We start from the raw sequence: 21326 nt of genomic DNA, 5'->3' as shown, positions 1-21326 counted from the left end.
TTACCGTGTAACGCTTTGCTCACCGGCACATACTGCGGGGAACGTTTTGTGTAAAAATGGAGCGCAGCGACAGACACAAAAACGAACGTAGCAGTATGTGTCCGCGTACAGCAACTTGTTATATTCCTTTAACGTCAGAAACAAAGTTATGGTAGGTAGACCATTCAGGATCATTTTCCATTTCAATTTGTATCGGATATACGTCGTGTCCCACTAAAAGTTCGTTAAGTTTTTCCATCCATTCATCGGAGTCTCTAACGTACCAAATCCATTCTTTGCGTCCATTGCCAGTAACAACCATCATTAAATGTGACACACCATTTACGTCTAAGGGTGCTATTGCATCTTCAAAGACGATTTGTTTTTTGTTCGTATTTCGATCAGGCATGCCATTATTTTCTTTCTTTTCAAATGGCCAATATATGTTTATCAAAGTAGGGAAATCTGTTTCCTTTTCCCCCTTAGGGACACTTTGCATACTCCTGTAAATAACAGGCTTCCCTTCTTGCTCACCGGTTGCAGTGAAATATATATTTTCAGCAACTGCACTAGACATAAATATCAACCATATTAAAAATGTGCTAAAGATTTTCAACTTCTGCGACCCTCTCTAGGGAATATAACGCTGCCAGCAGCGGCCGAGCGTAGCGAGGTCCAGCCCCGGAGGGGCGATGCTGCTTGGCCTTGTTACATTTATTTACTTGAAAAATAGGTTTTAAGCTTTGCCTCTTTAAACACATTCAGAAGTTCTTCGGATTTCTCAATTGGCACAAGGATTAATGGCAAGGAATCAGAATCTTCATCAATAGCAAGAAGCTTAAAACCTGCTTCGTTAGCACATTTAAACAAAGAGGGCCATTCACCATCCTGTAAGAAAGTTGCAATACCATAGTTACTTGATCTATAGAAATCCATGATTTCATTGTATGAGTCTGCTGTCTGTAGCTTTTCCTTAGAAAGGGTGTTTAATTGTAACAATGCATCATCTGGTTCATGAGCGCCATCTACGTATATAAGAAATTTATTTTTCATTAAAATTTCCACCACAATGACTGAATCAGACATGTCATCTACTGATTCGATGTCTCTTTCTCTGAGTTCGAACTCATATTCTTCAAGGAAAGATTCAGGTGAATTTAAATACAGATTTATATCGTTACTTGCCTTCTCACTAGACTTAGAAACTAATGATACCAACCTACTTAATGGGTGTGTTGGTTTGTCAGTCTTCTTCATGCTGGCATAGACAGCAAAAGATGCTAAGCATAAGCAAATGATTAGGAGTAGTTTCAAGGTTGTACCTCTTTGTAAATGTAACGTTCGTTTTTGCGGCGGCTGGAGCGTAGCGTAAGCCGTCCGGCCGCGATAGCGGCGTACAACATGCGCTTGTTATGATCTTGATGCCTCTAATGCTGCTGTGAGCCATTCTTGAAGCCCACGATACTCTATTTTACGACTGTCATCGTCGTGCCAGTAAGCAATTACCATTCCGGCATTTTCGCCTTCTGATTCATAGACCAAGTAGTCTCCACCACCATTGTAAGCAATTGGAATCCAGGACTTTGACATTGGCCCCTGTATATCTGTCATAGAACCATTTAAAAATTCCCATGCATCAATAACTTCGTCAATCGGTAGAAATGTCCGATTATCATTTTGATTCAGTGAGCCATATCCAGTTTGGCCATTGTGCCATTTGTAAAGAAGTTCCAAATCAGGTGGCAAATCTTTACCTTTGAAGCATTTCTCTTGAAGCTCTTTTAGATCTTCTTCGGACGCTCCCGGCTGAAGAGAATCAAAAACATCCTTGAAATTTTCTTTAAAGGAAGAATCTAGTTGCTCGAAAATTTTCTTAATCATTGTTCATTTCTTTTAAAATCATAACGCCGCACTAAGTTGTGCTAAAAGCGGATCTTTTGGCATCAACTTGAGTGCCTTGTTATACATTTTTTTTGATTACTTGTCTAAACGTCAAAGAAACTCTGCGCGACCTTTGAACTCTCTGCCCGTTTATTAAGTCACTTTTTCTATTTGGAATACTGTGCGTCCATTTATACCGAGCATCTTTTTGGAGTATTACTACCGATCTTGGATTTAACAAAATGGTTTGCTTCTCGTTCTGTTTATTGCCAAATACCATTTCTGCTTGTGATCCAATACTTAGAGAAACAATTGTTTCCTTGAAACATGGCACACAATCAATATGTGCTGATATTCCTTGACCTGGCTCGTATTCATTGACGATAAGCTGGTCAAAGGTTTCTGAAATAAACTCTTTGGCATGTAAGCGAGATAGAATTTTGGCAGACCACTCAGGGAGTGCCCCGAGATAAAGAGAGCTATCAACGAACCTAGCCTTATAGTCGTATCGATATCCATAGTGCTGCACTCGTCGCTTTAAACTCGTAAGCCATACTTCATTATCCAAAGAATCTAGTAGAAATTGCTCTTCTTCTTTGGAGATAAACTCTTCTATGTGTGTTAAACCGTGAATCATATTATTTTCGTAAAATGTATAACGCTTAGCACACAGGCAGACAAACTGTAGGCTTGACTGTCCAGCCACGAAGTGGCGATTGTGCTGCGATTTGTTATGTTTTTGACCACTTTACTGCTTGACCCGAACAAAGTTTTGCAGCCCAGCAGTTATTAACGAATGGGGCCGCAGAACAACTTGTGTTTATGATCGCATCAGCATCTAACGATGCAGCTTTTGCCTTTAGAGTTTCAATTGCTTTTTCTGCGTCACCCCAAACTCGACCTCCATAAGGAGCACCTGAACAGTCAGCAGCGCTAATATCATCTATGGTGGTATATTCTTTATCAGGAACTTGGCCTTCCTTAAGAATCTCTATTTGATCCACTCTTGCTGCTTGATCTGGAGTCAGCTTGGGTGCCCCCATTACACAACCTGTAAGAGCAAAAACAATAGAGACAATAATCAATAACTTCATTAGTACTCCTTAAACATAACGCTTTGCTAAGGGGCAGACAAACCAAAGGTTTGGCTGTCTCGCGGAAGCCGCGCCTTTTGCGGCTGGAGTGCACTTCAGCAACTTGTTAAGTGTTGCTTTCAAGCCAATAAACCCCGTCATGTTGCCCAACTAAAATTTTATTGATTGATGGAATAAATATTTCAATATCACCACCAGGTTGATGCTCCTCTTCAATAGCCTCAGCGATAAACTCTTTAAGCTCTCTTCTATCCATTGAGGCTGATTTTCTAATTTCACCTTTATTATGTGGACGCACTCTATCAAAGCTAACAACATCACTACTCAAGGAGTCTATTAGTTCGAAAATATCATCTTTATTCAAGTATTCCATATGATTTGACACTTAACGCCGCAATCAGCGAGACTGCGCAGCAGTCCGCTGCATTGCCTTGTTATGAGTACCTCGCTTCATAAGCCTGTAAAAACTCATTGAGCGCTCTCGCTTGATATTGTTCGTTTCGATCTATTTTGTAAGTCTTCATTTTCATGAGTTCACGAAGCTTAATAGCCTCTCCGTAGATGCAGGCCATAAGCTGTTGCTGCTTCACGGTAAACTCGATTTCAGATATTACCCTATCTGATTCCTTCCATTCGCCCATCGATGCTGTTTCGGTGATGCTAATATCAAGGATGTAATGCTGTTCTTCGTCACGAGTTATTTCCCAGCGATAGGCACCTGGCTCATCGAGCCACATTATATATGTAGATTTAATACCCTTAAGTAGTTCTGTAAAAGCAGAGAACATTTCTTCGAGAGGATTATTAAAGATGTGCGTCATTCCAATCTCAATATGTTCTTCTTTGGTCCAGATACGGAAATCGCTCCATCCATACTCACCTAAACTAAATGTAAGTTCAATTTCTTGTATCATTGCTTTCCAGTGGAAAACTCATAACGCCCACAGCAAGGGCGGCTTACTTTATACACGTTTTACGCGAAACTGGGAGCGAAGCGACCGCGCAAAACGTGTATAAAGTAAGACGTCCCGCGTAGGCCCGAAGGGCCGGAGCTTCACTGCCTGTGATTGTTAAGTGCATTGAATCACCCCACTTTCCGTAAGCCACTTGAACTTCCTCAGATTGAACGAGGCGGCATAAGTGTGGGTGGACTTTGGCACTTCGGTGAGCTCTTTAAGATTTTCTAACTCTGTTTTTTCCCATGTGACATCACCCGAACGAAGGTAAATCCTTAGTGAGGCCACTTGCTTTAGACATTTATTGTATTTTTCAAATCCTATACCCGGAACTCTTCTACCGCCATCGCCAAAGCCAAAGCCATAAGCTTCAGCCAGAAAATCAAACTGCCCTAACTCCATCTCTTTTTGAGCATCCATTTCAGCAGAAGCAGATACTTCCATTAGAATCTGATCAAGATTTCTGCCGCCTTGCTGAATGTTGACAACACTGAATGCCAAAACTAGAAATACCGTCACGGCACCAAGTATTACTATTGATTTGCTCATATCTCTATAGGCACTTAACGCCCGCCGCACAGGTGAGCAACTTGTTGCGAGTCCACAGCGCGAAGCACGCATTTGTGCCGGCGCTTGTTATAAATAATTTCAATCATTCAGACCGGTACCCATATTATCTTCTAGCGCCTCTCCGACTTGGTGGAGTCCAACCACAGTAGTATTCTCGGCCGCCCAATGGAGATTGCCAATTATTTCCCGAATCGCCGTTCGGTCCATATTCAGACTTAACTGTGCATCGATAGACTGCAACTCCCTAGATAGCTGCATGCAAGTCGCTGCAACAACATCTAACCTCCTTTTCAGTTCTTCAGGTTCCATTTTTCTATTACTTATAACGCCTAAAGCACAGGCGCAGTTTTGCTGCGTCCAGTGCCTTTACTTGTTATGAGCCAGTCGCTGGTTGATTGCACGGTGTAACGCACACTCTTTAAAACCTTTTCGCCTTCACAGAGATAGTCGATAAAGACACCCATTGTATGCTTGCTATCTGTAAAGTAACCAATTGCTTCTGGCTCTGATTTTGATGCAGGTAGCTCTGTTATATGAAGCAGCAACTCCTCACTATTTTTACCAAGTAGAAAGGTGCCACTTCTAGATGCTGGACAACCAGAAGGACTTTCTTTTGGGCCTTTAAGCTCAAACATTATTGCTGGGTCTTCTGGCTTCACGCTTATATGAAAACCTAGTTTCGCGGCTAGCTCTGGTGTCAGAGAAACCTCTTTAGGCCCTCCACTTGCAGCAGCCAAGGATGACATTAAAGCTAGAATTATAAGAATGTGCTTCATAGTTTAAAGCTCATAACGCCCCGCACAGGGGCAGACAAATAAGCACAGCGTTTTAGTTGTCCCAGCGACCAACGGGAGCGATTGCTGCGGCTTGTTATGTGTTTGGGTAGAATACAAGGCAGCTACCATCGTGAAGAGCACTTTCGTAAAAACCCCTAAACCCTCTATGAAGATCAGAATTTAAAGCCTCGACTTTTAGGCTGTTACCTTTTAGATCGCTGACACCCACAAAGCCGAAGTTAGCAATTTCGAGTGTGGCGGCCTCGAAATTAACTGCGTCTTCGGTTTGCCGAAGAAAAAGAAGACAGTCGTGACTATCTCCTTTCTCGGGAGGACTCCAGTTGTATTTCGATTCTCCCGAGTAAGTACCGTTAAAACCGTAGAGATATACTTTCTTCATCGTTTACACATAACAGTTTATTAAAGAGCCAGTGGCTCACTATCCATTTGGCCACTATTACTAGGATGAGACCTCCAAGCTCAGAAAAAAAGCCTTTATTTACAACGGGTTATAAATTTTTGTCTAAATAGTAACCAGTGATAGTGAGCCATTGGCTCAAGTCGCCTGGCTCAACCTCCCGCCCTTGAACACATTTTACCTCCAATTAAATCAGTGAGTTAGGGGGGATCTTTCTGCGGATGTAAGCCATGGCTCTATAATTCGGGCCTTCGCACCAGCGATATGCCCTCTCTGCTACTGAAAACATCGGCGAGTAATACCCACTAGGTAGGGCCATCGCCGCAATCGAACTTTGCACAGGTAGAAGGTTTACCACTTCAACTATATAGCTTGCCACTATATCGGCCGCGTGATCGGCGACGCTTACCGGCTGGCCTGCATCAGTCTGTACATTGTTTTGATCATCGATTAAGGCAAAAGATAAAACGCATCTCAGATTTCGAAGGCGATAAGCAGAAATTCAGCGGATATAAAACTCACTACATGATATGGCGCTACAACCACACCGTAGATAAAGTTATTTCACTCAACAAGGCGATAATTAAGAGTAAAAGGGACACGCCAACGGGTAGCAGATAAAAAATCTTACTGGGAGCGGATAATTTCCAATGACACTTTTGGTGAATTCTTGAAGCCCTATCGAGCCTTCTTGCATAGTCCGAGAAATCTATCTCATCATTCTCCAGCTCTTTGCAGTAGTCAAATTCAAGATCATATTTGCCTGAAGAAGGTATCAAAACATAATGCATAACGTTCCAATCCCCCATTTCATTTTCCAGGTAGAACGCCTTTAATCTTTTACAAGCCCGGCGAGTTTCAAAGGCGTGCCGGGAGAAAATGTGAAGCCTTTCCCCTTTCCAAACCTTCCGGTCCATGCAGAAATCAAAAAAGTATCTACAAATCTCCCAAACAGAACACGAACCTCCCCGAAAACATCAGGAGCCTCATTAAATAGTAACTGCCCTATTTCAGCATATATTTCTTTGTCTTTCATTCAGAAACCCATCGCAGAAAATTTGAACAGCGGCCTAGGCTTCCACATCAAACATTGGCGGCATTTTTCTCTCTACAGAAAACTCATCGTAACTAAGAATATTGACGCCTGAAAGAACCACTTCTGAGTACCAAAAGCACTGGATAAATATCCAATCCGGGAAGCGGGAAAAATCGATTGTGGTAAAAATTACCCCCTCGAATTACCCCTCAAAGACCCAAAACGAAAAAACCCCGCACTAAGCGAGGTTTTAAGTCCTTGATAAACAAGGAAGAATCTGGGGTGGCCGACGGGGATCGAACCCGCGACCTCAGGAGCCACAACCACTCACGCTTCCGATGAAAAACAGGGAGTTAGTAACCTCTAGTGTGGTAATTTCTGTATATATTTACAGCATTTTAACTCACATACTTAAGGGATTCCTAAAAATTACCACACTGATTTTGGCGAATGAAAACACAAAACTTCGATAAAATCAAACAAGAGAATTTGTAGCGGGATGAAGTTAACTATCCTAACAGTTGCACGCACAAGTAAGACCCCACTTGAGGCGAAGTTGATCTAAACACTAAAACATGAACAACCCCTTCTGAGAGAATGGAGGGTAGCAAGGATCACGATCTCCCCCTTACCCTTCTAGTAATAGGGCTTCTGCAATCCCGGCCACGAACCTATGATAACCCACCTCTTTGCCTGACCAGCGTAAGGGAAGTCCATTTTCAGATATGGAAATGCCAATGGTACTGCGCCAGATCAAGTATGGTCATCTTACTGTCCATGGGTTCCGATAAAGTCCCAAGGTTGGACAGTAGAAGTTACTTCGCACCCAAGAGAGGTTTGCGAACATACACTAGCATTGCCTTGGGAATTTTGTAGAAACCGCTTACCGTCACGACGACCGATTTGAAAATCGAAAACCACTTATGATCGACTGGACAATTTATGTAATTTCAGCCCTGCAGTAAGTTAGCCACATAATAACACCCATCTACTACAGCAGTAAAAAATGGATTGAAGCAAGTTTATTTATAAGCAAAGTGGAAGAGTACTCACTATGTCTTTTGTTTCTGGATACCTCTTACATTTTACATAATTACCTTTATAATCCATGAACTATAAAGTCACGAATATAATTAGACAGCACTCACGATATTCGCTATATAAGATTTAATATCGTCTCTGTAATCAAGGAGCAAAAATGACGAAAATATTTATTTCTAGGGCACAAGAGGCTTCAGAAGCTGAAAACTCCATCACACAAACGCTTAAAGAAAAGTATAAAGTGCTCCCTTCAGATATGCAGCTTGGGTCAGATTGGCGATCATCTATCAAAGATACCATAAAAAATGCAGATATCGTAGTTTCGTTAATTTCAAAATCATTTTTAATGTCTAAATATGGAGGTGAGGAACTCCAATATATTTTATCGTATACAGAAAATTCAAAACAGAAACTGTTTATCCCGATATTAATTGGTGATGTAGGCGTACCCTCTGATATGTCTCAACGTGTATACATCTCTCTTGACCCTGAAGATCCAACTTCGGTAAAAGAAACAATAAAGAGAATTGACTATGCAATTGCCGCCCACCAAGGCAAAGTAATTGCTAATGAAGAAATGGCTTATCAACAAAAAGAAAAAATCGAGACTGAAGCGTCGGAATATGTTGAGGATGCAATTGGTGAGCTTCAAGAAAGAGAGGGCACATTAAGAAAAAGTGCTAACTTTTGGTACTGGATGGGATACGGAGCAATTGCATTTGGAGTAATTGCTACTGTGCTATTTTTAATTTTTGGTTATTTTCAGTTTAATGGTCCAGTGCCAAAATGGGATCTAGTAACATTCACTGCTATAAAAAGTATAATTTTAGTTGGCCTTCTATTGGGCATAGCAAAATATTCATTCTCTTTAGCAAAATCATTTATGGAAGAATCTCTAAAAAATGCCGACAGGATTCATGCCATATCATTTGGAAAGTTCTTCCTCCAAGCATTCGGAGAAGACGCTCACGCTAGCGATATAAAGGAAGTATTTCAGCACTGGAATATTAGCGGAAAAAATTCATTTTCCAACTTAAATATAAATTCAATTGAACCTAAAGTCTTTGAAATGGCTTTCGAGTTCGCGAAAGCGATGAAAAGTGACGATCAAAAAAGCCCTACGAAGTAAATGAACCAGACACTTTAAAGCGAGCTTTTTTCACTACTAAAAGCATGCCAATGAGTTAAGCTTTAAGCCTCAAGCTAATTACTCAGACCACCACCCTTCGCAAATCCCAGCCGCAGGGTTATGTAGGCAGGCGATTTAAAAGCCCATCACAGCTTCCATTTTGGTTACCCTGTAGAAGAGGGTAACCAAGGCTAATTTTTACTGCACAGCAGTATCCGTCACGATGATACCGGGTTGACGCCTTAACCACCCCTTCCTCAACATTAACACTTACTCAATCTAAGAATGCGATCACTGCTTATTTGGACGAATTAATTCGATCTATTTGATGAACTAGCTCACATTTCATTGTCTTACAGCAGACTTTGCACGCCAACTGTCTTCATATAATACGCCTCAGTTTCAGAGAGGGAGCTTCAAGAATGGGTCACTATGAACAACCCAAGCCGTTTTACCTAAAAGATCGTCGCGAAGTGGCTATTGATATGTTTGTCTCAAAGGAGAACATTACTCGGGCAGACTACATGGCTTTGCGAGTCGTAGAACAAGTTGAAGGGGGTCTAGACAAGTACCGCAAAGCATCCAAGGATATGGATGAAGAGGCCTTACTGCTTGAGGACCATGACTCAGCCAGAATGGGACAGTTTATGGAGAAAAATGGTAAGCCGCACCCTGGCGGTAATTGTGACGCCCACGCCATAGTCTCTGGCTCCCATCCAAAAGCCGTACAGCAGCGAGCCATTCTAGCCTATGTAAAAATTCGGATCGATGATATACGGAATGGTACCTGGCTCCCCTCTAGAACAGCAGACACCCCTCACCCCAAAATGCCTAGTGCAGTTCCTCACTCTCGTATTCATAGAAACGGCTACTACATGTGGTTAAGGGAAAAATTTGATTCGCTATCCATGCAGCCTGAAGAGCTCAATCCAGAGGGTGTAGAGAAGCTGCTAAGGGGTATCGAGTATGACCTTAAATTCTCATCATTTCCGCGCTATGTTATGTTATCCGCCGACGAACTTAGACGTATAGGAAAAGCATGAGCATCTATAAAGTATCTGAAAACGACAGCGACTTTATGACACCCTACTTCGAACCTACTGCGGTGCTCAAGAAGCGAGTGGGTATGAAGTTCCTTTTCAATACAGCCCCTAAATCCTACAGTGAAGAGTGGGAACCTTTAGAGTTGAGCATCAAGGCTTGCGATTCTGCACCGGTCATCCCAACGATTTCTCGGTGGCAAAACTATCTTGTGTTGCATGAAGCTGCGTACAACGCTCTCGAAGGCACACTGAGCTCTTTCGGCGAGTTTCTACCTTGCACACATCAAGGGGCCAAGTTTTACCTATTTAACCCCCTAACAATTGCCGAAGATCTTAATGCGGTAGTGCCCGGATCAGTTGCACGGGATAACGACCTAATCTCAGCTATTGAGTTCGATGAAGATAAACTGAAAGAGGTGCCGATATTCAGGACGAAAGAGTCTAATGTCAGTATCTATTGCACCGAGGCCTTCAAAGAAGTGGTCGAAGCATCATCGCTAGATGGCTTGTTCTTTAGCAAGAATCTTACACAGTATTGAATGATTAGCCCCTACCATATGTAGGGGCATCCCCATCACCACATAATACATGTTGAAATCCAATGCTACTGACCCGCAAAAAAACTAGCGGCCAGTGGGCTGAGAGCCCAACTAAACAGAATCACTACGCTCCTCCTGCTCTGCCCCAATAGCAGCCAACCGCCCATCAAGGGCGTAAATTACTCCTTGAATTGCTGCGCGCATCTCTGCACCAATTAACTGCACAAGAACAGCACGAGTATTTTGATCAGGGCAAGCGCTAACCCATTCAAGGCCAGCGCAGAGGCTATGAACTTTGTTTAGTTGTTGAAAGTGGGCAGTTTTATGCATGGCTTAATCTCCTTGTAGGAACTACTAACCCCTTGCCGCATCAATCCTTTACGACACAAACAGCCGCCCGCCAGAAACCACCAGCATTATATTCTGGCTTTTGGCGACAACCTCTCTGAAGCTACCATCAAATACCCAACTCTTAAATGAATATTCTGGAAAATTTCGATTTTAGCAATGCAAAATGTGGTTAGATTTCGATAATCGAAATACTTTGACTTGCACGAGAGTACAGAAATAGCTGAATGATAGAAGCGGGAGCACTTGGGAACCGTCTACGAGCGGCACGCAAGCGAGATAGAATGACTGGGGCGCTGTTAAGTCAAAAGCTTAAGTTAAACCCCTCCAAGTCTCAAAAATGGAAACTGGAATGCAACGCATCCCTACAGATTTACTCCTCTTATGACGTGAAGCTGTAGGTATCAGTTTGGCGGAGGTATATGTCATTGAATTGCGGCATCACTTCTCGCAGATCCTATTCCCACCATTCGCTTCAAGACTTTATACGCAAATGCCAAGAGACTGGCAGCTGCATGTGCAGAATAGTATTGAAGCAACCTATCATCTATGGAAAAAATCAACTTAACCTAAACTCTAAGAATTCGCCTTAGAGCTTCAACAATTAAGGCAGCTAACAATGCAAATTTGATGTCCGTTGTAATAAAAAAAACAATAACATCTATCAATAGGTTCAATACCAACCAAAATAGATCATAAACACGTCTCAAAGCAATAAATTGATAAAAAAGACTTTTTCGTGCTCTAAACCTAACTCTAGTGCAATCTATTACTCTATTCCTGTGATTAATAAATGGCTCGCCGACCTTATCCAAAATTTCATATCGACAATAAAACTTAAAGTACAAAACTTCTAATATTTGCCTTTTAAAAATTCCAGTTACTAAACCAGCAGGTATATGCAATGACAAATGCATCTCACTTCCATACTTGGAACTATCTATCTTCTCAATAGTGTTGTGCGGGGGAACTGAACCTGTAACAATCAAGCTTTCCAAGAGCTCTGAACCGACTATCATTTCAACCAGTGTTATAATCAGCCATTTGAAATAACCTATCTGTCCTTTCAACTCTTGATCACGAAGAAATACCTCTTTAATATAACCGCCAGTATAACTATTAGCATGATCAATCACTTCATATGCTTTATTCATATTCCAATATACCCCCCCCCAGAAAAGCATAACTAAGATATTGAGACAACAATGAATATAAACAGGTTATCCAGGACAAATAGCTTTTTCGCTAAGAGTCAAACCTTTCTACTTTCTCCACCACAATTTGAATCTACGCCAAGCCTCATTAAAATTAAATCCCACCCCGTCAATATTTGGCTTAACTTCAATTAAATCAACACGCTCCCGCCCCCCTCCAGCTCATCAATTCGATCCGAGATTGCGCGCCGATATCCTACCTTCATATCTCGATTACCAAGCTGATAATCTGCCTTTTTGAGCAGATCCAAAGAATAGGATTCTAAATTTTTACGGTCCCCCACTTTTATAAAGCGCATTGCAGCACTCATTATTTCTTGGGACTCCCTATCCATACCAGCCATTATTAAATCTCAATATTTTTACTCATTTGTAACAGTTTCAAAAACACAGGCCAACACAATCCACTACGATTTAACCACCATTGCAACTAAATTTGAAGTTGGAATAATGAAAGATTGCTCCAAACTCTCCTCACGAACAAATATAAAGTTTTCGCTTGTTCCTATAAGCTTAAACTCAGTTCCACTCAAGTTATTAATCCCAGGTATGCGCCCCCTACGTAATTCAATAGTAACACTTTTATGAAGACCCGCTCTATCAAAAAAGTCAGGCCAAATTGAGAATATAAATGGTATAGTAACTGCAGAAATTAATACATTAATCATCATACCCTTACTCGCAAAAAAAACATCCCCCTTAAAATTGAATTTATTTTTTGAATAAAAGTATACAAACGCAATACCAATCCACAAAAACACTAAGCCACCAGAGATAAGAATGCCTGGATCCCGAAATGCCGCCAGCAAGAAATCATTGATTTCTGCAAACTCAAAAATATTAATGTCATACCTTGAGAATAAGGTCCATGATTGAACCATACCGACCGATGTGAGATACAAATAACCTATAGAAGCTACTAAGGCCCAATGCTCCCTAAGATAATCCAAATAAACTTGCACCCCACTCTTACTATTAACATCCATTTTTTATATCCCTTATATACAACAAATTAATTATTACTTACAACTATCTATACCCCTATGACCAAAATGCTTTGGGCAAAGACAACCTGTTGCATATGCTTCAAGTAATGCTCTTTGCCGGCTCTTTGAAACAGGTAAATATTTGTAGTAACATTCTCTTCGTAGACTCGAACCATTACCATTTAAGTAATCTCTAACAAAAGAGGAAGCACCTCTTAAGTGATCTTTTAACCTTTGGTTTATGCCATCCTTTCCGGTAGGCGTATTACCCACATGTAATACGGCACCTAAATTGCTAAATATCAAATAGACACCTCTATCCTTTGGTGCCATTAAGACCTCCCTTTCTTTTGGAAAAGAAAAAGGTTCAGACTGAATAAGCTGTTGAAAAAGTAATTTTATCTCTTCCGCCTCATTACTCATCATTAAGCCTTCCAAATAAAAACCCATAATAGCTTTATGAAAAAATTAAACCCATAAATACTATCGAGAACTAAATTTAATACCTGAACACAACTAGCCTTAAACCAGCTTTTACTTGAATATACAAGATATCTATCAAGTCAGCCATAATTAAATACAGCTACAGGTAAATCAAAAAATCATAATCGATATTTTTCGCTATTACCCGTCTGGAATAGCCATCGCTGCAATCGAACTATGCACAGCCAGACGGTTTGCCACTTCAACAATACAACTCGCTACTAAATCAGCGGCATGGTCAGCGACGTTTACCGGCTGACCGGCATCTGTTTGTAGGGTCTTGGTGGTTACATAAACGCTAAACATTAGATCACCAGCACCGTCGGTCTGTACGTTGTTCTGATCATCGATTACAGCAATTGTACATTTAAGTACTGCAGCTGCTTGGGCATCGCTATTGGTGGACTCGGTACTTTGCGTTACCGTTGCGCGCACAGTGGTGCCGGCGCTGTGACCGTCGTCGATGATGTAGGCGAACTGCCAGGCTTCCAGGTTCGGCACGGTTTTTGGGGAAAAGCTGGGCATTGTGTCTGCCTCCTATGGCTTATGAACTCCGTTATGGGTGATTACCCGGTGTAATGGATTGACGCCGGCGGCGTAGCTCTTACCGCCTACAGAAATTTTGTACACGGTGCGTAGGCCTACACACTCGACCCGCTCGACGGTTTCCCAGGTGAGCGGCTCTTCTTCATGCAAAACCCCCAGTTCCACCCCCTGGCAGTGCTGTGCTTCATAGACATAGCCTTCACAGTCGGTAACGGGGGTTTCGCGGCTGCAAATTACCTGGGCGCCGCTTTCTGTGGTGAGTAATACGCAGGGTATTTCTGGTTCCGCATCAACCGCGCCGACAATGGGGCTTAGGTGGGTATCCTCGTCGCCAGTATCCCAGCAGTCGATCAGATCGCCGCTTTCGCAATTGTCCGCTATTAAACCTTCGCGCAGCCAGCTGCCTGCAGCAACGCACCAGGGGTCCGGCGGATAAGTGCCACCGCCACCATTTGAAGGTGTAATTATCGTGCCCACGCCACGGCGCCAGGTGTTGGCGGCCAGTTGGGAAAAGCTGGTGGTCGCGTAATAGGTTACCGCGCCGCCCTGGCTGCCGGGATCATCGCAGTACACGTAATATTTAGTGCTGAAGGAAAGCCCGGTAATAGTACCGGCGTTATAGCTGATAGTGCCGAAACCGAATTGCACCGAGTGCGAGGCGATGGCAATGCTTGCGGTACTACCGGCATCGCGAGCGGACAGAGCGGAACTGGTGGGCAGGCTGGCAATGCCAGCTTGAATCATCGGCAGGTTGCGCTGGTCCTGCACTTCCACCACATCGATTTTCACATAATCGATTAAGGTATCGCCCGTTTTACCCGAGTAATTACAATAAAAAATCGGGGCAATAAAGCGTACCTTGTTCTGCATCTTAGCCGGGTTGCCAATATGGTTTGCCCCCCTAGTACCACTGTACTCAGCATTACCAGAGGCATTGCCTTTGACATAGGCCACCAGCGTCTGCCAACTCTGCCCCACTATATCTAGGCCAGCAGCAAGGACATAGTGCTGGCTACTCATAGTATCTGCACCAGTAGCATTACAACGTTTGCCGGTATTATCGTAACCAGCCAAACCGGCATACATGGTGCGATCCGCATCACCTGCGGCATACACATAAACCCGAGTCTCTATCCGGTAAAGCTTACTGGGGTCAAAGGGTATTTTCTCTGCGTGGTACATCGATACATGATCGGTAAGTCGAGCCGCACCGCCGCCAACTTTTAGATAACCACTCGTGTAAAAATTCTGATAACCGCCAGAAAAGTTGTCCCAATACTGGGAATAATTACTATCAGAAAAATCCTCTAAAAAGGTATTACGCATCGAGCGGATCTGCGCGCGCTCCTGAGGTGTTGCGCCCTTGGTGGCACCGTCTTCTGGTTTGTTCAGTCCAAAGACGCCTTCCCAATCTGCACGCGAACCGGCAATTTGGTCGATCTTAACTAGCACCTTTTGTCGTGTGCTGTATACCGCCTGCCATTTGGCTTTCCAGGTACTGCGATTAATGCTGGTAACTGTTGAGGTATTGTCCAAACCGGCGCCGCTGAGATAACTAGAAAGCGCAGTTATTGCACCGCTGTAATTGGTTTTCTCGGTGGTGATGCCATAGCTATTGGCCTGGCCTTCGATATCACCCTGCTCTGCCAGGATTTGGTTGTATTCGCGCACTGCAGTTAATTTCTCTGCCGGGTGCAGTTTGCCATCTGCAGCAATATTGTTGAGGTCCAGCAGTGCGGCAGTAGCATCAGTCTGCGCTTCTTCAGCTGCGTTTGCTGCGGCCTCGGCTTTGGCATCCGCTGCAGACATACCCAGTAATGCCTCGGGGTCACCACTGCCGCCCAGGGTAACCACAATGCCCCCATAGGTGCCGCCGTCTGCAGCGTTGGACCAAATAGAAATTACATTGGCGCCGGCCCGCAGAGTGACAGGGAATGAGTACCACTGAGTTGCGTCATTCGGCCCACTCATTACCCCAACTTCGTCACCATTCAAACCAACGCGCGGACCACCTTCGGCATCGTATGCCAGCACATGGATAAAGCCATTTCCGGCCGTGGCATTAAAAGAATATTTGGTACCGCCGGCATAGTCGGTGCTGGTGGGCCAGAGTAATCCTGCAGGTCGGCCATCCCATTGGAATTGCAACGTGGCCCCGACCATACCCGCCTCACGCGCCTGCTGGGCGATAGCATTGAGCAGGGCTTGCTTTGCGCTGTACACCGCTTCCCAGTTGGCATTCCAAATAGTGCGGCTGATGGAAGTACTTTCTGCGGTATCGTTCCAGGTTGGAAACAAACCACCCAGGTAACTAGTCAACGCGGCCAGGTTGCCGGTGTAGTTGCCTTTTTCAATAACCAGGCCAGCACCATGGGCCTGGGCTTCAATGCCGCTTTGCTCTGCCAATAGCTGCGCATACTCGCGAATAACAATTAGCTTTTCATTTTGATGGAGAACCCCATCGGCGGCGATGTTGTCCAGATCCGCTAAGGCTGCGGTAGCGTCGGCCTGTGCCGCTTCGGCTTTGTCGATGGCCTGCTGTACTTCGGGATCCAGCGCGGGGTCTTCATAGTCGGTATAGGGCGTGCGCGATTTGGGTACAAATAAAACGCGTGCAGCGTTGGTGCCGAGGCAGTTGCCGCCCTGCCCCGCACTTCCGGGTTTGGGACTGTCGCCATAGCAGGCGATGATTTTATTATTACTGAGCACTGGCATTGGGTTTTGAGTGCCGTCTACCAGCAACACCATGCCACCGGGTGCGCCGCCACCGCCGCTGCCGCCGGCGAGGCTTGAGGGAGCCCCATCGATCGTCCGCCCAGGGGCACCATCGCCACCGGTGGTATTGATTGTGCCACTGACGCCGATAGCGATACCGCGTGCAATCACCACGAGACCGGCACCACCCTGCCCGCCAGCACCGCCAATGCCTACCGGCTCATAGCTTCGATCGCCGCGCAGGTATTTCATACTCTTGCCGCCACTGGCGCCGCCAGTGCCGCGCAGGTCGTCGGGAATACCCTGTAAATCCCCCGCATTATTTTCAATATTCAGCGGTGGCATTATCGCGTTGCGACCGGTAACGATCTTGCCGCGCACGCGGTTGTAGACATAGCGGTTGGTGTATTCTGCCCCGGTTACCTGGCCACCACCGCCGCGACAGGAACCGAGAAACCCTACCCCGCCGTTACTGGGGACACCGCGCAAACTGCCGTCGATCTGCAATACACCGCGTACACGCAGCTCGACGTTATCAGCAACAAACAAGGTTCGCCCTGCAGGGATAGTTAAATCCCCCAGGTAATAAAATACTGTGCGGCTGTTATCCGCACCATATAAGGTGCCGTCTGCGGTCAAGAATCCACTGGCATCGATATTAAGGCCGGCAGCAGTCATTGCTGTGCCTTCGGCGTCATACCAGCTATCAGGTAATTCGGCGTTGCTGCTACTGCCTTCGGGCTGATCGGCAATCATGCCGGCGGGCTGATAACTGCCGAATAGATCTACTGATACCGCACCGCTAACTTGATCGACGCTAATGCGCTGGACTTCCATGGCACGATCCAGGCTGTACTCATCGAGGCCCAGGGCCGGCAGCAGGCGGATATAGTCCACCTCATAGCTATAATCGGCTATGTAATCGTTACCGATATCCACGCGGACCAGCTCGATCTGGTTGCCGTTCCAATCGGTATTTTGGGAGAGGTCTACCGTAGCTTCGTGCCACTCGCCTTTGTTGGCATTCAGTCGGTCGATCAGATCCAGAATCTGATCAGCACCATCAGAAAAATACACCGTGCTTTCTGTGTGTCTAAAAAATACCTTACAGCCCCAGCCTTTCGCAATTGGCTCGTCACTGGTACGCCGCACCCGTATTTTGACAAAGGGGATATCTGCCCCGGAAAAAGTCGGCGAGAAGTCGCGGCTGATCCAGGGGTTTTCTCCTTTAACCGTTACCGCAAGCACGCCGCCGCTAACACTGGACGTGGCGATACCGTCGCGGGCAATCCAGCCCTCATTGTCACTGGTAAAATTAAAATCGTAGGGCCTGTCTCCACGGATAGAGTGATCGCGTAATTGCGGCAGGCTTACCCGCACTATATCCCCCACTTCCAGGTCGTTATTACTGGGCAGTAAGCCCAAACGCAGGCTTAAAGGTGGGCCGGCGAATCGATCGCGCAGGGCATCGAAGGTATTTTTTATTGTGGTATAGGTGTGACGTGAGTTGTGTAGTCCGCGAAACTTCAAGCTGTGCTGTTTGGCTTCTCCATGGATAGCCACCGAGTCCGCATCAATTAAATTATTCGAGCGCAGGAATTTGCCATCAAATCCCGGCTGTTCAAACCAGCTCCATTGCACCGAGAAGATATTGCGCACCCCGGCCAGGTTGTACTTGAGCTCACCCAGGCTTTTCACATCATCGGGGCCAATGGTGGCCACAGTGCCGGATTCAGCCAGCACCCCAGCCATACGGCGAAAGCCCAGCTGGCCAGCAGCATTAACTGGCATAAAGGCTCCGAGTAATAAATTAATCTCGGTCTCGATAAACTTCTTGCCGTCGGTTTTTTCCAAGCCATCAAAGCGCAGGATCTTGCCTTTGCTGTTGTCGCTGGGCTTGTACCAGTCGGCGCCGATGTTTTGGAATTCATCCAGCACCACGAAAGCCGGATCTATGCCCAGGTGCCAGTTAGATGGCAGTACGTTATTGGTGCCGAGAATCTTTCCAGTCAACAGTGCATAGGCCAGCTGCGGGCCTGGGCCTTCCAGGTAAATAAATTCTTCAACTTCTACGCCACTTTCGTCGTCGCTGTCTTCGGGCAATTCATGGTCGCGGGCAAAGGTGCCGAACAAACCCCTGGCGCAGTTGGTAAAGCTGCTGCCGGTTTTTCCACTTGCGCGCACAATTTCAAAGCCATCCTGATATTTAATTTTCAGGTAATACACGTTCTGGCCAGGAGCATCGCCATAGGCAATAGTGTGCGGATTCGCTTCAAAGCTGCTGGTATCGAATACCTGCAGGGTGGTATCGGCTTTAGCAAAATTGGCAGCCAGGCGCGTGGTATTAGGTACAAAAATATCGCGGCGCATCTCGCGCTGGATATCCCGACAGCGTACCCGGTAGATGCCCTCAGCATAGGAAATGGACTCCTCGGCAATCTGGGTTTGCTCCAAGCGGAACTCATCCCAGTCGAGCCCGGCAAAACCCTGATACAGCCGCACAGTACGGCCTTTGATGCCGTTGCCCTGCTCCAGCTCATCGCGCAGCACATAGGACAGCTGGCCACCGATATCTACCACCTCAAACGAGATAGCGCCGATCTGTGCCAGGCCCTGCTCAGGGATTAATTTCTGGCTGGTTGCACTGCACTTTTTTAAGGTGCCCAGAATCGCGTTTAACGGCAGGCCGGGGATATCGTTGTGGCTGGTAATATAGAGTGGCAGGTCGTAGCCAATCTCGATGACCAAACGCAGCTCACGCTGAGCCCCCTGGTTATACAGGTCAAAAGTTTCTGAGTTGTTGCGCATGATTAAGCTATGACTTGGACGGTAGTAAAAGAGAAAATAAAGCGGCCATCTTTCTGGCGCTGCTCTTTGAAGGATTTATATTTGAGTTGCACTTGTTGTGGAAAATCGGCAGTAGCAGCCGTGCCATAGGCATCGAAGGTGAAAAACTCACCGAAAGCACAGCTTCTTTTAAACTCCCGCCAACGGGCCAAATCTGTGTAAGTGAGTTTTAGCGGTACTGTCTGGCAAAGGTACTCTTCTTCAAGGCGGTACACCGTGTATTCCGTTTTGCCACTGAGCGCTTTGTGCTCTTTACCTTCGGGACGGTCGCTGCAGTCGTAGCGTTTTAGCTTGGCTTCAATCTGATAATTACTGCCGTCACCAACCAGTGCGCGTGTTGGAGTATATTGAATTAGCATGGCCCTACCCCACCAGTTCCTGACCCTGGCGGCTATTCTTATCAAATAGCACCAGATCCCCTTCAATCATTTGTGTTTTAAGATCCTCTATAAATCGATCAGCGCTATCCCCGACAGGTCCATAAAATTCAAAAATATACTGGCTTGCCGGCTGTTGTGTTTCCCCTTCTACAAAACCATCATTACCAGAACTAGCAAAACTCTCTGATGGGGTGGCTGCTACCGCACCCCCGGTACTCATACTGGGTGCGCTGGCATCACCGGAAACCCCACCGGGTGCTTTCAGCGATGACAACATGCCGGCAATCTGCACCCCTTGAGTGATAGCCCCGGCGATCATTGGAATATTTTGTGGAAAACCGATCTCAGAAGCCTTGGCAATATTCTTTACTAGCGAAACCCCAGTAGAGAAAACAGCCATAGCCATTTCTGCCTTTGCCGCTTTTTGGTTGTAAGCAGCCGCGGCAGACAGTATCTGGCCGGCACCGGCGGTAAACATTTTCAGCTTGCTTTTGTTGGAAGCCTGTTCGAGCTTTTCGCGCTGCTTTCGATGTTTGTTTTCTAAAAGGGTGAGCTTGCGTTCATATTCATCATGAGCGAATATTTTGCTGGCATAGGCCTGATCCAGCAGGGCCATTTCTTCATCCTGCTGTACCTGTAGTTGCTCCATCTCAGTGAGCCAGGAAAGCTGCAGGGTTTCCAGACGGGCCAGCATACGCTGACGCTCTGCTTCGGTAAGGCCATCGGCGCCGGCTTGGTTACCATCGCCCTCACCATTCTCAGAACGCGCCTGCTCTTCAGCCAGGGCCATTTGATAGCGCTCTTTCTCACGCTCAGAGTATTCAGCCCGCAGAGCCTCGATAGAATCGAAGCCGCGCCTTGTCAGCTCCTGCTCAGCAATCTGAAGGGCGGCTATTTGCTGCAGTCTTTGCTCATGATCGAGTTTTATTTTTCCCTGCTGATTTGCCAGAAATTGATCCAGCTGTATTAACTGAGCTCCACCGGCCTCCTCTGCCATGGCACGTTGTTGTGCAATACGGTCGCGTTCAGATTGCTCCCTCGCCGCTGCAGCAGCTTCTTCAGCTATGCGCTCTTCCTCTTGTCGCTTCTTCTGCGCGGCTATGTGTGCATTCTGTAACTCATCAAGCTGTTTGCGTATTTGCTCCGATTTGTGGCGGTGAATTTCAACCTGAACCTGGACGCCTTCAGCTTCTGCCTTGGCCAACAGGTGTTGATGCGAAACATACTGGCTGTGAAGCTCAGCAAATTGTGTACGCTGCTTTTCTTCATCAGTTGGTGCGATACCTCGGCGCAGGGTATCCACTACCCCAGTGAGTTTCTGAATCCCTGCCGTAGCGATACTGGT

The 21326-nt window shown here is 45.6% G+C and carries 24 protein-coding genes; 3 read left to right on the top strand and 21 right to left on the bottom strand.

Features of this window, described 5'->3' with window-relative positions:
- Positions 1–118: 118 nt before the first annotated feature.
- The 12 genes from G367_RS0100855 to G367_RS0100795 all read right to left on the bottom strand — a co-directional run bounded on the left by G367_RS0100855 (position 119) and on the right by G367_RS0100795 (position 6710).
- The gene (locus G367_RS0100855) at positions 119–556 is read right to left on the bottom strand and encodes a DUF695 domain-containing protein (protein WP_157533277.1); all 438 of its coding nucleotides are present in this window, start codon (positions 554–556) and stop codon (positions 119–121) included.
- A 137-nt stretch (positions 557–693) separates the two neighbouring features.
- Positions 694–1236 (bottom strand): DUF6630 family protein, encoded by a 543-nt coding sequence (locus G367_RS0100850; protein WP_157533276.1) that lies wholly within the window; start codon positions 1234–1236, stop codon positions 694–696.
- A 153-nt stretch (positions 1237–1389) separates the two neighbouring features.
- On the bottom strand, positions 1390–1860 hold the full coding sequence (locus G367_RS0100845) for an SMI1/KNR4 family protein (protein WP_020411197.1): 471 nt from the start codon (positions 1858–1860) through the stop codon (positions 1390–1392).
- Between the two features lie 79 nt (positions 1861–1939).
- Positions 1940–2497 carry an alpha-ketoglutarate-dependent dioxygenase AlkB gene (locus tag G367_RS0100840; protein ID WP_020411196.1) on the bottom strand — a complete coding sequence of 186 codons (558 nt, stop codon included), beginning with the start codon at positions 2495–2497 and terminating at the stop codon, positions 1940–1942.
- 94 nt (positions 2498–2591) lie between these two features.
- Positions 2592–2954, bottom strand: coding sequence for a hypothetical protein (locus G367_RS0100835; protein WP_020411195.1), 363 nt, complete (start codon positions 2952–2954; stop codon positions 2592–2594).
- Between the two features lie 106 nt (positions 2955–3060).
- The gene (locus G367_RS0100830; RefSeq protein ID WP_157533275.1) at positions 3061–3318 is read right to left on the bottom strand and encodes a hypothetical protein; all 258 of its coding nucleotides are present in this window, start codon (positions 3316–3318) and stop codon (positions 3061–3063) included.
- 70 nt (positions 3319–3388) lie between these two features.
- Complete coding sequence (locus tag G367_RS0100825; protein ID WP_020411193.1) at positions 3389–3868, bottom strand: hypothetical protein; 480 nt, start codon at positions 3866–3868, stop codon at positions 3389–3391.
- Between the two features lie 156 nt (positions 3869–4024).
- Complete coding sequence (locus tag G367_RS0100820) at positions 4025–4459, bottom strand: hypothetical protein (RefSeq protein ID WP_020411192.1); 435 nt, start codon at positions 4457–4459, stop codon at positions 4025–4027.
- 99 nt (positions 4460–4558) lie between these two features.
- Positions 4559–4789 (bottom strand): hypothetical protein, encoded by a 231-nt coding sequence (locus tag G367_RS0100815; protein WP_020411191.1) that lies wholly within the window; start codon positions 4787–4789, stop codon positions 4559–4561.
- Between the two features lie 20 nt (positions 4790–4809).
- Entirely contained in the window at positions 4810–5256 is a 447-nt protein-coding gene (locus G367_RS0100810) for a hypothetical protein (protein WP_020411190.1), read from the bottom strand.
- A 94-nt stretch (positions 5257–5350) separates the two neighbouring features.
- Positions 5351–5656 (bottom strand): hypothetical protein, encoded by a 306-nt coding sequence (locus tag G367_RS0100805; protein ID WP_020411189.1) that lies wholly within the window; start codon positions 5654–5656, stop codon positions 5351–5353.
- A gap of 850 nt (positions 5657–6506) precedes the next feature.
- Positions 6507–6710 (bottom strand): hypothetical protein, encoded by a 204-nt coding sequence (locus G367_RS0100795; RefSeq protein ID WP_020411187.1) that lies wholly within the window; start codon positions 6708–6710, stop codon positions 6507–6509.
- Between the two features lie 1198 nt (positions 6711–7908).
- Here G367_RS0100795 and G367_RS24755 point away from each other — a divergent pair.
- From G367_RS24755 to G367_RS22755, 3 genes are all read left to right on the top strand, one after another.
- Positions 7909–8880 carry a toll/interleukin-1 receptor domain-containing protein gene (locus G367_RS24755; RefSeq protein WP_020411186.1) on the top strand — a complete coding sequence of 324 codons (972 nt, stop codon included), beginning with the start codon at positions 7909–7911 and terminating at the stop codon, positions 8878–8880.
- 422 nt (positions 8881–9302) lie between these two features.
- The gene (locus tag G367_RS24750; protein ID WP_020411185.1) at positions 9303–9923 is read left to right on the top strand and encodes an AHH domain-containing protein; all 621 of its coding nucleotides are present in this window, start codon (positions 9303–9305) and stop codon (positions 9921–9923) included.
- Positions 9920–10462 carry a hypothetical protein gene (locus tag G367_RS22755; RefSeq protein WP_020411184.1) on the top strand — a complete coding sequence of 181 codons (543 nt, stop codon included), beginning with the start codon at positions 9920–9922 and terminating at the stop codon, positions 10460–10462. Before G367_RS24750 ends, G367_RS22755 begins: the two co-directional genes overlap by 4 nt.
- 111 nt (positions 10463–10573) lie before the next feature.
- On the opposite strand, the gene G367_RS0100775 is transcribed toward G367_RS22755, so the two are convergent.
- From G367_RS0100775 to G367_RS26395, 9 genes are all read right to left on the bottom strand, one after another.
- Positions 10574–10792: a hypothetical protein gene (locus G367_RS0100775; RefSeq protein WP_020411183.1), complete on the bottom strand. Its 219-nt coding sequence runs from the start codon at positions 10790–10792 to the stop codon at positions 10574–10576.
- 587 nt (positions 10793–11379) lie between these two features.
- Positions 11380–11964, bottom strand: a complete 585-nt coding sequence (locus tag G367_RS0100765) for a hypothetical protein (RefSeq protein ID WP_020411181.1) — start codon at positions 11962–11964, stop codon at positions 11380–11382.
- Positions 11965–12155: 191 nt separating this feature from the next.
- Positions 12156–12368: a hypothetical protein gene (locus G367_RS0100760; protein WP_020411180.1), complete on the bottom strand. Its 213-nt coding sequence runs from the start codon at positions 12366–12368 to the stop codon at positions 12156–12158.
- 63 nt (positions 12369–12431) lie between these two features.
- Entirely contained in the window at positions 12432–13010 is a 579-nt protein-coding gene (locus G367_RS0100755) for a hypothetical protein (RefSeq protein ID WP_020411179.1), read from the bottom strand.
- Positions 13011–13043: 33 nt separating this feature from the next.
- Positions 13044–13436, bottom strand: coding sequence for a hypothetical protein (locus tag G367_RS25880; protein WP_157533274.1), 393 nt, complete (start codon positions 13434–13436; stop codon positions 13044–13046).
- Between the two features lie 198 nt (positions 13437–13634).
- Entirely contained in the window at positions 13635–14018 is a 384-nt protein-coding gene (locus tag G367_RS0100745; RefSeq protein ID WP_020411177.1) for a hypothetical protein, read from the bottom strand.
- 12 nt (positions 14019–14030) lie between these two features.
- A complete protein-coding gene (locus G367_RS0100740) occupies positions 14031–19562 on the bottom strand; it encodes a hypothetical protein (protein ID WP_020411176.1) in 5532 nt (1843 codons plus the stop codon).
- Between the two features lie 2 nt (positions 19563–19564).
- Positions 19565–19960, bottom strand: coding sequence for a hypothetical protein (locus G367_RS0100735; protein WP_020411175.1), 396 nt, complete (start codon positions 19958–19960; stop codon positions 19565–19567).
- A gap of 4 nt (positions 19961–19964) precedes the next feature.
- A partial coding sequence (locus tag G367_RS26395) for a coiled-coil domain-containing protein (protein WP_020411174.1) occupies positions 19965–21326 on the bottom strand: 1362 nt, incomplete at its 5' end.

The sequence above is a fragment of the Microbulbifer variabilis ATCC 700307 genome (assembly GCF_000380565.1).
Lineage (GTDB): Bacteria > Pseudomonadota > Gammaproteobacteria > Pseudomonadales > Cellvibrionaceae > Microbulbifer > Microbulbifer variabilis.
The sequence above is the reverse complement of the archived record's forward strand: the minus strand, read 5'-3'. Positions and strand labels throughout refer to the sequence as shown.